We start from the raw sequence: 382 nt of genomic DNA, 5'->3' as shown, positions 1-382 counted from the left end.
TAAAAGTACCACGAGTTTCTTTAGCCCGCTTACGGCGAATACCATGATCTGGTAAGTCAGTTAAGCTAATCTCTAAGAGGCCTTGATCAACCCAGTTATAGATAGTCTTATAGGCGATCATAACCACATGGGCTACTTGTTCAATTGACCATTTTTGAACCTTGATCTTTTCTTCGATTAGTCGTTTGAGGTTAACCGTTAATGAGCATTTCCGGCCACGATAACTAAGTTTAGTTTCGTGGTCGGCTTGCGCACTAGTCGCATGGTATTCACCCTTTAACCGGTGAATTTCATTAAAGATAGTGGTCTTACTAAAGCCCAGGTAATCAGCGATATATCGAAGAGATCGATTTTCATGACGAAGCGTTTCGATGACAATGCG

1 protein-coding gene is annotated in these 382 nt (G+C 41.6%); it reads right to left on the bottom strand.

What is annotated here, in order from left to right; genetic code table 11:
• Nucleotides 1-382: helix-turn-helix domain-containing protein (locus QOS10_RS09540; RefSeq protein WP_283595210.1), on the bottom strand; the 382-nt coding region annotated here is incomplete at both ends.

This window comes from Limosilactobacillus galli, from assembly GCF_947381495.1.
Classification (GTDB): domain Bacteria; phylum Bacillota; class Bacilli; order Lactobacillales; family Lactobacillaceae; genus Limosilactobacillus; species Limosilactobacillus galli.
This window is presented reverse-complemented; position numbering and strand designations above follow the sequence as displayed.